The sequence below is a fragment of the Akkermansia massiliensis genome (genome assembly GCF_018847375.1).
In the GTDB taxonomy this organism is placed as follows: domain Bacteria; phylum Verrucomicrobiota; class Verrucomicrobiia; order Verrucomicrobiales; family Akkermansiaceae; genus Akkermansia; species Akkermansia massiliensis.
Genome location: NZ_CP072036.1, coordinates 25107 through 37553 on the forward strand (window position 1 = coordinate 25107; position 12447 = coordinate 37553).

Consider the following 12447-nt stretch of genomic DNA (forward strand, 5'->3'; position numbering starts at 1 on the left):
GAGTGGAACGCCGTTCCCCAAAACAGCACATACTGCCCCGCCATGCTTTCCTACTGCACCAACATCCATCCCGCCGAATCCTGGGCGGAAACCCGGGAAGCCCTCCAGACCCACGTTCCCCGCATCCGGCAGGAACTGGCCGCACTGAATTCCCCCCTGAAGGACCGCCCCCTGGGCATCGGCCTGCGCCTGTCCGCCAGGGCGGCAGCGGAACTGCTGGAAACGCCGCACGCCGTGGAAGCCCTGAAATCATGGCTGGACGAACACGACGCGCGCGTGGAAACCCTCAACGGCTTTCCCTACGGGAACTTTCACGGCCAGCGGGTGAAGGAACACGTTTTCCAGCCGGACTGGACCACGCCGGAACGTTTTGAATACACCTGCAACCTCTTCCGCATCCTGGCCCGCATCGGGGATGAAAACGCAGACAGGCTGACCGTCAGCACGCTCCCCGCCTCCCACAGCTGGTTCCATGCGGAGGAGGAGCGCATGTTCTCCCGTCTGGACGCCATGAGCGGATTCCTGGACGTGCTGAGCAGGCAGACCGGACGCCTGATGCAGCTTGGGCTGGAGCCGGAGCCATTCGGCCATTTCCACGATACGGAGGGCGCCATCCGCTTTTTCAACGGCCTGCGCAACCACTCCCGCCGCCCCGAACTCATTGAACGCCACCTGGGGCTGACGTATGACACCTGCCACTTCGCCATCCTGCGGGAGGAACCGGCAGACACCCTCTCCGCCTGGGAGGAAAACAACATCTCCCTCTGCAAGGTGCAGTTCTCCAACGCCCTGGAATGCCGCATACGCGGGGAGGAAGACCTGGAACGCCTCCGCCAGTTTGACGACGGCGTTTATTTCCACCAGACCAGCATCCTCCACCGGGGCAGAACCATGCTTTTCCCGGACCTGCCGAACGCCCTGGCCTACGGGCGGGATTACGCGGAAGAAACGCGGGATTCCCAATGGCGCATTCATTACCACATTCCCCTGTACGCCTCCCCGGAACCGCCCCTGCGGGGCACGGAGGATTTCATCCTGAAAACGCACGCCTTCCTCCGCAGCCATCCGGGCCTGAACCCGCACCTGGAGGTGGAAACCTATACGTGGAGCGTCCTGCCGGACCATCTGAAAATTCCCCTGGCCGCCCAGATTGCCCGTGAACTGCATTACGTTGAAACCCTGTAAGAGATGACCCGCATTCACAAACACGCCGCCCTGACCGCCGGATTCCTGCTGCTGGCCTCCGGCCTCTCCTCCTGCACCCTCCTTCCCGCTTCCTCCTCCGGCAGCCCGGATACGCCGCGGAGCCTGGGCGCGCGCATGGAAAAGCATACGGAAGTCCTGCAAAAAGACATCGGGCCCAGAAACGCCCGGCAGCCCAAATCCATGGAAGCCGCCGCCAAATACATCGCCGGAAGCTTCTCGGACATGGGTTATGCCGTCACCTTGCAGCCCGTTTCCGGAGGGGATGCGAAAAAGGGGACCGCCATCTACAACGTCTTGGTTTACAAGCCCGGACTGTATTCCAACAACCAGAGCATCGTGGTGGGGGCCAATTACGATTCCAGCGAACGGTTCAACAACGGAAGCGGAGCGGCCCTGCTGCTGGAAACGGCCAGGGGCCTCAAGGACATTCCCACCAACCACAACATTTACTTCGTCGCGTATGCAAACGGAGCGGAACCCGCATCCGCCTCCTCAGGAGCCTCCGTCCACGCCAAAACCCTGAGCGGCAGCATCGGCGCGGCCAACATCCTGGGCATGATCAACCTGGAACCGCAGGAACTGGCCGCCGCTGCGGAGCAGAAACAGCCGGAACCGGAATCCCCGCAGGAAGCCGTGCTGTTCATGACCACGCTCCGCGGCAAGGAATTCGCGGGCCAGTGCGCCACTCCCTTCACCAAATCCTGGGAGCAGGCTCCCCCCACCTTCCACCGGGAGCCCTCCGCCATTGCGGGCAATGACCGCCATTACGCGGCGCTGGGCATCCCCACGGTCTCATGCCTGTGCAAGTACGCCATTACGGATTCCCATACGGAGGACTATGTGCACGCCCTGACGGACATGATTCACCAGGTGGCGGACAATGACGTGCCCAAACCGGAGAAAAACGCCGCGGCGGACCAGAAAAAACCCTGACGCCTCTTTCTCCCCCTCTTCTTTTACCGGGACAGCTTTCTTCTTCCGTGGCCGCCGCCCAGCATCAGCACGGGCATGAAGGAGAGCGCCACCAGCGCAATGACCATCGGCATCCAGTTGTCGGAATACCGCTGCATCAGGAAGGAGGTCAGGGAAGGCCCGGCCAGCGTGCCAATGGAGTAGCTCAGCAGCAGAAGCTGGTTCATGGTCACCAGCTCATCCCGTGAGGCCTCTTCACACCCCCAGGCCATGGCGACGGGGTACAGGGAGAAACCCGCCAGCCCCAGCGCGATCAGGGAGGGGGCCATCAGGCCGCCTTTCAGCACCAGTCCGGCACAGGCGGCCACCACCAGCAGGGACTGGCATTTCATGACGAAGGCGCGCCCGTACTTGTCCGCCAGCCGTCCCATGGGCCACTGGCCCAGAATGGCCGCGGCAATCAGCAGGGCCATCCAGTACCCCACGGAGGAGTGGTTCATGCCCTGGTGTTTCAGGAACAGGGGCATCAGGCAATAAATCGTTCCCAGCACCACGCCGGAAATAACGCACCCCACCACGCCCAGGAATACGCTGCGGCGTTTCAGCAGCGTCCGAACCTCCACATGGGTGGAAGACAGGGCGCCCGCGGAATCAGACTCCAGGCGGGCAAACAGCAGGGGAATCATGCCCACTGCGGACAGAACGCATACCTCCGTCACCACCAGGGACATGTCACTGGGGAACCAGCCCAGGAGGAGCTGGCCCAGCACCGTTCCCAGATAATAAACCACCAGGTAGGATGCCAGAAGAATGCCGCGGGTTTTCAGCGTTCCGGCCCTCAGCAGGGCGCTTTCCACCACCACCCAGACCAGGGCGCAGCTTATCCCCGTCAGCAGCCGGAGGCCGCTCCAGGCCAGCGCGCCGGGAAACACAAGCAGCAGCAGGGTGGACGCCGCGCATAAAACGCACGCGTACTGGTAGCTACCCTTGAACCCGGCCTTGCGGATCACCCCGCCGGCCATCAGCGTGCCCGCCAGGTTCCCCAGAAAGAAAAAAGCCCCCACCAGCCCGGCCTCCCAGGTGGCGGCGTCAGACTGTTCCATCCACAGCGGAACCACCGTATTCAGAACGGCAAACGCCACCGTCTGAAAAAGAAGCCCCGCCAGCAGCAGGGCAATAGGCCAGGTAAATGTACGCATCACGATAAAGCGGGGACTATAGCACCAAAGCCGCATCAGTCAACCGCCTCTTCCGCCGGAAATAAAAACAGGGAAAGCATTCCCGCAGAACAAGACATAAATTATTGATAATAAACTATCAATAAACCATTAAAAAAATATAGTGGACTGTCATATCCCCCGGCGCAGGGAGGCGGGCAGAATCTTCATCTGCTCCCGGTACTTCGCCACCGTGCGGCGGGCGATGTTCACCCCCTGCTCCTGCAGCGCGGCGGTCAGCCTGGCGTCACTGAGGGGTTTGGAAGAATCTTCCTCTGCAATCAACCGCCGCATCAGCTCCTGAACGGCGCCGGACGCCACGGCCTCCGCGCCCGCTCCGTCCGGGGAAGCGCCCCCCTCAGCCGGAACGCCCGCGCTGAAAAAGGCCCTCAGCTCCTTCATTCCCCACTTGCACAACAGGTACTTGTCCCGGCACGCACGGGAAACCGTGGAGACATGCACGCCCATTTCCTCCGCCACCTCCTCCATGCCCATGGCCTTCAGCCGGGACGGGCCGAACCTGAAAAAATCCTTCTGCCGCCGCACAATGGCGCGGGCCAGGCGCAGCACGGTCTCCTGCCTCATGTCCAGGGCGCGCAGCAGCTCCTGCCCTTCCCGGAATGCCTTGCGGAGATACTGCCTGAGCTCCCGGCTGCCGGAGCTCTCCGCCATCAGCTCCATGTACCGTTCATTCATGGACAGGCGCGGCAGGTACTCGGAAGTGAGGACTACATCCAGAACCCCGGAAGGCCCTTCCTCCACGATGACGTCAGGAAGCAGATGGGGATTGCCGCCGGGAGCATAGGCGCAGCCGGGATCCGGCGTCAGGCTGCGGATCACTTCAAGGGCCTCCGCCACGGCTTCCGGCTCCACGTCCAGCAGGCGCGCGGCCTCCTCATACTTGTGCGCCGCCAGCTCCCGCCAGCAGCGTTTGACCAGGCGGAAGGCAAGCGAACGCTTCAGGCCGCGCTGCTCAAGCTGAATCAGCAGGGAATCCCTCAAATCCACCGCTCCCACGCCGGGAGGGTCCATCCCCCTCAGTACGGCCAGGGCCTCCTGCATATCCCGCATGCTGAAGCACTCCCGTTCCTCCAGCTCCTGCGGGGATTCCGTCAGGAAGCCGCGGTCGTCCAGGGCGTCAATCAGCAGGAACAGGGCGTCCCGGGCGCGCCCGGTCAGCGCGGAATGCTGCGCCTGGTCCGTCAAATGGGTTTTCAGGGATTCCGGAGCCACGATGGACTCATACATGAAATCGCGGCGTGCGGCGGCCTCCGCGGATGGGCGGCCTTCCGGCGTAAACTCGTTCCAGCCGTCCTCCCGCTCATTCCAGGCGTCTCCGTCCGGGCCGTCCTCCAGGGCCTCCGGAGAAGTGTCCGGCAATTCCTCAAGCATGGGATTGGTCTCCAGCGCGTGGCGGAGAAGCTGCTTCAATTCCAGAGCGGAGGCCTGGAGAATCTGCATCCCGGCCTGCATGGACTGGGAGGCGGCCATCTGGCGCGCCATTCCATGCTGCAGGGATACCTCACTCATACTGTCACAAGCTACACCACCCCCCGGAATCTGGCAAGGGGGAACGCCCCGGCGCAAGAGCTGCCAGCGCACAGCAGAAGCGGAAAAAGACCACAACTTTCATGTAACGTTTAAAAAAAACATGCGTATACTATGAAAGTAAATGAAAACCTTGCATGCAATTGCGTTCTCCCTCCTGGCCTCCCTCTCCATGGCGACGGCGGCCGACCTGCCGTCCCCCCTGCTCCCGTTGCCGCGGGAACAGCCCCAATGGTGGAGGCAGCAGTATGAACAGCAGGTGGAACAGGTGAAAAACAATCCCTGCGGCGTCCTTTTCCTGGGAGACTCCATCACGGACTATTGGAAAAGAGAAGGAAAACAAGTATGGGAAAAGGAATTCAAACCCTACCATCCCTGCAACTTCGGCATTTCCGGAGACCAGACCACCAACCTGATTTACCGCATCACGGATTCCGGCATACCGGCCCAGACGGAACCCAAACTCTGCATCGTCATGATCGGCACCAATAACACCGGCCATTTCAAGGCTGGGGAAGCTCCGGAAAAAACGGCCATGGGCATTCTGGGCGCCGTGGAGCACCTGCTGGTCAGGTTCCCGGACACCCATGTGCTCCTGCTGGGCATTTTCCCCCGCGGCACGGGGCCGCAGGACAAGCTGCGCCAGCACAATGATAAAATCAATGCCATCCTGGCCCAGTGCAAACTGCCCCGCACCACCTACGCCAATATCAACAAGCGCTTTCTGGACCCCGCAGGCAAGCTCCTGCCCGGCATCAGCAGGGACAACCTGCACTTTACGGAAAAGGGTTATGCCATCTGGGCAAACGCCGTGCTGCCCTACATGAAAAAATACTGCAAGTAATCCTCTCCTTTCTTCTTCACCGCATGACGGACGGAAGAAATGTCCCTCTTCCAGCATTCAGTTTATGGAGCCGTAGCGCCGGGAATATCATTGGGGGAAATTTACGGCTCCTGCAGAAACATTTTCAGGCCTTTATGCTTGAGAATTTCACTACTCAGGATTAAATTACTTCGCTTAATACCCTTTGAAAATGAAATTTATTCTCGTTAGTGTAGCTATCTTCAACGTATTATGTGTATGTTCCGGACTTAGAGAACTGTGTTTTGATGAATGGTTCCATAGCACATTTTCTATTATATTTTCATCTATTGCCGCATTACTTTTTACCGTCTCATTCATTTTCTTAAGCAAGAAAATATGCAAGTAATCTAAAATATTGACGTTGAGTAAATTAATGAATAAACAAAATTTTTATCTATCAAGGGGAAATTCTAAAAACAGAGAACACCACGAATTTTCCCATTCTCATTATCTTCTTCATGACAATCGCTATTCCGTTGAATTACTGCACCTGGGCGTAAAAGAAACCGCCAACGCCAAATTAACTGATCCCCCGATCACGCAAAGGCTGTTATTCAGCAGTTTTTGCATTTGAAAAGAGTAATATTGCATAGGCGAATCTCCTGACGAAAAACGGAAAAGTCTCTCTACAACAGACTTCCATGCATTTGGGCAGTCCCTCATGGGGAACGTGCCGATTCTTCTCTCTCCCATGCACCCGGAACCTGGAAAAACCGTGTGGAACAAAAAAATTGCTTTTTGCGGGGGATGTCCTAGAGTGCCTCTCCGCAATGAGCATGCCGCTTGCCGACTTGTTATTCCTGGCTTTCGCCCTGTCCGTAGACGCCTTTGTCGTGGCGTTCTCCTACGGCTTGCTCATTAAGCAAAAACGCCTGAGCAACGGCATCAAGCTTTCCGTGTCCACCGGGGCGGGACAATTCCTGATGCCCGTGCTGGGCTTCCTGCTTACGGGTTCCGTCCACCAGTACATTGCCGCCTGGGACCACTGGCTGGGCTTTGTCGTCTTCACCTTCCTGGGGGTCAACGTCATCCGCGAGGGCTGGAACCACCGCAACGAAGAAGAGCAGATGCCCCACGTCACCAGCCTGACGCTGCCCACCCTCCTGGCCGTGGGGATTGCCACCAGCATAGACGCGCTGGTGGCGGGCGTCAGCATCTACCTATCCTCCGCCCAGTGCGACGCATCCCCCACCCTCCACGCCGTGCTTTTCCCCGCCGCCGCCATCGGCTTCACCACCTTCCTGTGCACGGCGGCAGGCTTCTTCCTGACCCGGCGGCTGCACCGCTTCCCCACCTTCCACCTGGAAGCGGGAGCCGGGCTCATCCTCATCGGCCTGGGCGTGAAAATGCTCTGTGACCATTTATGCTGAAAGATGCCCCGCGGCGGATGATAAAAATACTGTTCCGGCGCCGTAGTAAGTCGGAAAACAAACTGGCTCCGGCTCCTTTTTTCCGCTATTCTTAAACAAGCTTTTCCACATGAATATTTCACATCTTCTTCTCTGCACCGCCCTGCTCGCCGCGCCCGTCTGCATGGCGCAGGATCTGACGGAACCTGAAACGGAAACGCCGTCCGCCGCCAGCCAGCTTCCTGCCCCCCTGGCGCAGAAAATAGCCGCGGGTGACTTTGCCGGTCTGCAAACGGAACTCCGCTCCTCCCTCCTGAAGGCTGGAGAACAAACCAAATCGGAGCAAAAACTGCTTCAGGACAAGCAATACCGCCACCTGCTGGACATTCACGAGCTCCTGCGCGTCACGGGACCGGACAACGTGAAGGCCGTTTTCTCCAAAAGCCCGCAGGACGCGGCCTTCATCAAGGCCTTTTTACATGACCCGGCATGGATGGAACTCTACCTGGGCGCGGGCCTGATTCCGGAAAACTCCCCGGAGGGCCTTCAAATCCTTTCCGACATCTGGAAGGCGGACAGCAGGAGCGCGGACTTCCGGGACTACCAGTCCCTCGCCACCGGGCTTGCCTCCGTCTTTTCCACAGGCCCCATGGCGGGAAAGCTGAAAACCAACTCCGCCAACAGCAACCCGGTGCGCCGTTACCAGATATTCAAGAAACTGCATCAGGAAAACAAGCTGCATCCCGGCTTCATCAAGCTGCGCCCGTGGGAAATGCGCTTCGTCGTGGGCCATACGTGGGACGACAAATCCTACGAATGGAGCAATGAGCACGTCAACCTCCCCTGGCGGCGCTATACGGACGCCTGCTGGGCCGCCCCCTACACGGGCAACAACTTCTTCGGAGACACCATCCAGGGGCCTCTCTTCTACGTGCCGTGGCGCGACGTCAACACCTCCGCGGAAAACACGCAGGTCATCGGCGGCGTGTGCGGCGGCCTCTCCTACTTCGGCACCATGGCTGCCCAGGCCCACGGCATCCCGGCCTACCCGGTGGGGCAGCCCGGCCACTGCGCCTATGCGGTGCGCGTGAAGCGCGGTGAATGGAAAGGCGGCTTCGGCGGACCGGACGGAGGCATGCACAACCACATCTTCGGCGGACAGGCCCCCACCTCCTACCTGCTGATGGAAAACGTCTTTGCGGACAACGCCAAGGCGGACCAGGCCTACCTGTGGGCCGCGCAGGCCCGCCTGGACGAAGCAGCCGGCAACAAGGACAAGGCCATCCAGGCCTGGGGGGAAGCGCTCAAGCAAACCCCGCTGCACCCGTTCTTCCGCACGGAGCTTCAGCGCCTGCTGATGGAAAAGGAAGGCATGCAGCCCATCGACTGGTACGTGTACGCCAAAGACGCCCTCTCCCACTACAAGGGGAACGGCTTTGCCGCGTTCGACATCCTGAAAGACGTGCAGAACAAGTTCCTGATGGACATCCCATCCCAGGACCGGATCGCCTGGTTCCGGGACCTGCATGAAACCATCGCCACCACCCCCACCTCCTGGGCGGTGAAATTCCAGCCCGTGCTGGATTCCCAGTCCGCCTTCCTGACCAATCCGCAGGAAAAGGCGGCCTATCTGGAAACGGTCCTCTCCACGCACCTGAAAACGGGAGACGGCACCAACTTCGGCCAGGCGCTGGAATGGGCCGTTAAAACCTTTGTGGAAAACGGACAGGCGGACGTCTTCTCCAACGCCTTCGCCAAGGTAGCCCAGCAGACGGGGGAAGCCGGAGCCTCCGGAAAAGCCCCCGATCCCAAGAAGCTGAAGGAAGCCTACGGCAAAGCCATCTACGCCACGGAAATGGCCCGCTCCATCCCGGCCTTCCAGACCCTGAGCAAAGCGGCCGCCTCCTTCTCTGACGCCGATACGTCTGCCAACACGGTCAATGCAGCCATCCCCCAGGGCTGGAAGCTGGTGCCCGCGGACGGCATGGTCCGGTGCTCCACCACCTGCCAGTGGGACAGCCCGTGGGACCACATCAACCTGCTGCGCCCCTGCGGCGGCTCCCAGCATACGGACAAGGAAGCGAACCCCAACGTCATTGTGGAACTGAAAAACGGCGTAGACCTGGCCGGGCTGGTAGTCACCAAGCGCAACGGCAATGAAGACCGCATGAAGAAGATGGAGGTCTCCACCTCCACGGACGGAGCCACCTGGTTCCCCCTGGCCGCCACGGAAAACATGCCCAAGGAATGGGTCATCACCGCTCCGGAAGGAACCAAGGCCAAGTGGATCAAGGTGGAAGCCAAGAACGCCCAGCCGGAATTCATGCACCTGCGCCACATCCTCGTTTACGAAAAATAACCCCTGCACCCTTTTCCATTAACGCCATGTTTCATCATCTCAACATCGTTCCCGGCCTGCTGGCCGCAGCCCTCCTCCTGTCCGCGCCCGTCCAGGCGGCCCTTCCGGCCTACAGCGCCGTGAAGGACGAGGCCAAAACCGTCAACAAATACATGATCGTCGTGTGGGCCGGAACGGACTGGTCCCCCAAGTCACGCGAAGTCACCCGCGCCGTGGAGCACCTGGCCAAGGACTCCCCGGAACCCGTCCTCTGGTGCATCCAGGACGAACGGGAGGAAATGACGGAAGAGGAAAAGAAGCTGCCCAAGCCTCCCGGTGAAATCTGGAATATCCCGGCCATCCAGGTGGTTTCCCCCGCCGGCGGCATGGTCTTCCTGTCCGAAGGCGTTTCCAAGGAAACGCTGCCCGCCGTCATGAAGCAGGCGCTGGAAGCCGTGAAGCAGCAGGAAAAGGCCAATGCCCTGTGGGAAAAGGCGGACGCCTCTTCCGGCGCGAACGCGGCCCTTCTCTACGGGGAAGGCCTCCAGCAGCTTCCCCCGTACGCGGCCTCCGCCAGGAAGGACATTCTGGAAAAAATCAAGAAGGCGGACCCGGAAGACACCAGGGGCATGCACTTCAAATACACCTTCAAGCACCTGCCCTATATTGAAAAGGTGCAGCGGATGGTGGAAGACTCCGGCAAAAACGGCGGCCAGAAGGACTACAAGGCCGCCCATGCCTATGTGGACAAGCAGCTCAAAATCCCCGGCCTGACTCCCCTGCAGAAACAGCAGGTCATGGCGGCCAGGTTCTGGCTCTACCGCAGCGAGGGGAAAAAGGACCAGGCGTTGAAAACCCTGGCGGACATCGCCAAAATCTCCCCCAAGACCCTGATGGGAACAGGCGCGCAGAACTACTACCGCTTCCTGACGGAACCCGTCACCCTCAAGGAGCCGCGCTTTACGGGCTATGACCTGCGCCCGGAATTTACGCCCACCCGCGTCAACATCGGCAGCATGCTCAACGGCCCCGGCAACTACAAGATCACCTTCAAGATGAACAGCGGCGGCTGCAACATCCGCAATCCCCGCTTCATGAGGGGCAGCCGCGTGGTCAGCGAACTGCCCAAGGACCAGCAAGACAAAAACGGGCGCGAATTCACCCTGCGCCTCTCCGGTTCCGAAAAACCGGACCTGGTCTTCGACTGCCAGGGCCAGGGCTGGTTTGACGCGGACTGCGACATCATCGTAACCAAGGAACCCTGATTCCTTCCGGAAAGCGGAGGCGCACAAGCCTTCTCCCTATCAAAACCTTCAAAAAGGCAGGATGTTCCCGCGGGAATTCCTGCCTTCCCCTTTTTCCCGGAAAAAGTGATTGCCCGCTCCCATGCAGGAGCTGGCGCAAGCGTTTCCTTCCTTCTTTGTCGACGAATGGAGCCGCATTCCCGGAAAAATCAAAACGAATTGAGAGGCGGCCCGTGCATCTGCCGGCATGCTGGCGCCGTCAGCTTGGACAAGGGAAGCGCCCTGTTCAGCCCTTTTTCCCGCCTTCCTCCGCCAGCTTGCGGCGGTATTCCATGCGCTCCTTGATGCGCAGTTCCAGCCCGTTTCCGGTGGGGGTGTAGTAAACGCGGCCTTCCGGCAGGTAGGCCTGGGGGACGTAATGTTCCGGATAATCATGGGAATACAGGTATTCCAGCCTGGCGGCGTCCGCACCGCCGGCGGCGGCCAGCTTCTTGCGCGTGGGCGTCCGGAGGTGCTCCGGCACGGCCAGCGTTTTTCCGTTGCGCACGTCATCCATGGCGGCATTGATGCCCATGTAGGCGGAATTGCTCTTGGGGGCCGTAGCCAGGTACACGGTGGCGTGCGCCAGCGGGATGCGGGCCTCCGGCATGCCGATCATTTCCGCCGCGCGCGCCGCGTCCAGCGCCACGCGCAGAGCGTTGGAATCCGCCAGCCCCACGTCTTCCGACGCGGCGATGACCAGCCTTCTCCCGATGAAGCGGATGTCCTCCCCGGCTTCCAGCATCATCCCCAGCCAGTACAGGGCGGCGTCAGGATCAGAGCCGCGCATGGATTTGATGAAGGCGGAAATCGTGTCGTAATGGGAATCTCCCAGGCGGTCATACTTGATGGCCTTGCGCTGGATGGATTCCTCCGCCACGGAGAGGTTCACATGGATAACGCCGTCTTCCCCCTCCGGAGTGGACAGAACGGCCACTTCCAGCGCCGTGATGGCCTTCCGGGCGTCTCCGTCCGCCTTGGCGGCCAGGTGGTTCAGGGCTTCCTCCTCCATGTCCACGCGGGAGGCTCCCAGCCCGCGCTCCGCGTCCGCCAGGGCACGCTTCAGCAGGGCGGCCAGCTCTTCCTCCGGCACGGGTTCCAGCGGGAAAACCTGGGAGCGGGACAGCAGGGGGGAGTTGATCGCAAAGTAGGGGTTCTCCGTCGTCGCGCCGATGAACCTGACCGTTCCCTTTTCCAGATGGGGGAGCAGGACGTCCTGCTGCGCCTTGTTGAACCGGTGCAGCTCATCCACGAAGAGGACGGTTTTCCGCCCGTGCATGCTCATCCTCATCTGCGCCTGGGCGATTTTCTCCCGGATGTCCGCCACGTTGGATTCCACACCGTTGAGCATCATGAAATGGGCGTTCGTCGTCCGGGCGATGACGGCGGCCAGGGTGGTCTTCCCGCAGCCGGGAGGACCGTAAAAAATCAGGGAGGTGAACCTGTCCGTTTCAATCGCGCGCCTGAGCAGCTTTCCCGGCGCCAGCAGGTGCCTCTGTCCCGCCACTTCATCCAGGGTGCGCGGACGCATGCGCGCGGCCAGGGGCATGGCGGACATATCCGCTCCAGGCTCGAAGCCTTCTCTCGCGTCCGCTTCCTGTAAACTGAACAGATCCATTGAAGGCATTTTACCTACTGGGAAGGCCGGAGAAAAGGCCAATCCCCGGAATCCGGCAAGTTTCACGGAGGGAACGCCGTCCCCTCCCCGCAGAAAGAGGAGGAAAAAGAG

9 protein-coding genes are annotated in these 12447 nt (G+C 60.4%); 6 read left to right on the forward strand and 3 right to left on the reverse strand.

The genetic code is table 11. The features are described 5' to 3' along the window. The first annotated feature begins 42 nt into the window (after nucleotides 1-42). Nucleotides 43-1185, forward strand: coding sequence for a metabolite traffic protein EboE (gene eboE / locus J5W70_RS00095; protein ID WP_022397073.1), 1143 nt, complete (start codon nucleotides 43-45; stop codon nucleotides 1183-1185). 3 nt (nucleotides 1186-1188) lie between these two features. Next, nucleotides 1189-2139: a zinc-binding metallopeptidase family protein gene (locus J5W70_RS00100; protein ID WP_022397072.1), complete on the forward strand. Its 951-nt coding sequence runs from the start codon at nucleotides 1189-1191 to the stop codon at nucleotides 2137-2139. 23 nt (nucleotides 2140-2162) lie between these two features. Here J5W70_RS00100 and J5W70_RS00105 read toward each other — a convergent pair whose 3' ends face one another. Both J5W70_RS00105 and rpoN read right to left on the reverse strand, forming a co-directional pair. Continuing rightward, entirely contained in the window at nucleotides 2163-3317 is a 1155-nt protein-coding gene (locus J5W70_RS00105; RefSeq protein WP_102726718.1) for an MFS transporter, read from the reverse strand. A gap of 150 nt (nucleotides 3318-3467) precedes the next feature. After that, the gene (gene rpoN / locus J5W70_RS00110; RefSeq protein WP_215832857.1) at nucleotides 3468-4865 is read right to left on the reverse strand and encodes an RNA polymerase factor sigma-54; all 1398 of its coding nucleotides are present in this window, start codon (nucleotides 4863-4865) and stop codon (nucleotides 3468-3470) included. A gap of 142 nt (nucleotides 4866-5007) precedes the next feature. On the opposite strand from rpoN, the gene J5W70_RS00115 reads away from it, so the two are divergent. The 4 genes from J5W70_RS00115 to J5W70_RS00130 all read left to right on the forward strand — a co-directional run bounded on the left by J5W70_RS00115 (nucleotide 5008) and on the right by J5W70_RS00130 (nucleotide 10700). Further along, entirely contained in the window at nucleotides 5008-5727 is a 720-nt protein-coding gene (locus J5W70_RS00115; RefSeq protein WP_022397069.1) for a GDSL-type esterase/lipase family protein, read from the forward strand. 797 nt (nucleotides 5728-6524) lie between these two features. Then, nucleotides 6525-7118, forward strand: coding sequence for a manganese efflux pump MntP (locus J5W70_RS00120; RefSeq protein WP_215832858.1), 594 nt, complete (start codon nucleotides 6525-6527; stop codon nucleotides 7116-7118). 109 nt (nucleotides 7119-7227) lie between these two features. Further along, a complete protein-coding gene (locus J5W70_RS00125) occupies nucleotides 7228-9456 on the forward strand; it encodes a tetratricopeptide repeat protein (RefSeq protein ID WP_022397067.1) in 2229 nt (742 codons plus the stop codon). Nucleotides 9457-9482: 26 nt separating this feature from the next. After that, nucleotides 9483-10700, forward strand: a complete 1218-nt coding sequence (locus tag J5W70_RS00130; protein WP_022397066.1) for a tetratricopeptide repeat protein — start codon at nucleotides 9483-9485, stop codon at nucleotides 10698-10700. A gap of 265 nt (nucleotides 10701-10965) precedes the next feature. On the opposite strand, the gene J5W70_RS00135 is transcribed toward J5W70_RS00130, so the two are convergent. Next, nucleotides 10966-12336, reverse strand: coding sequence for a replication-associated recombination protein A (locus tag J5W70_RS00135; protein ID WP_022397065.1), 1371 nt, complete (start codon nucleotides 12334-12336; stop codon nucleotides 10966-10968). Between the last annotated feature and the right edge of the window lie 111 nt (nucleotides 12337-12447).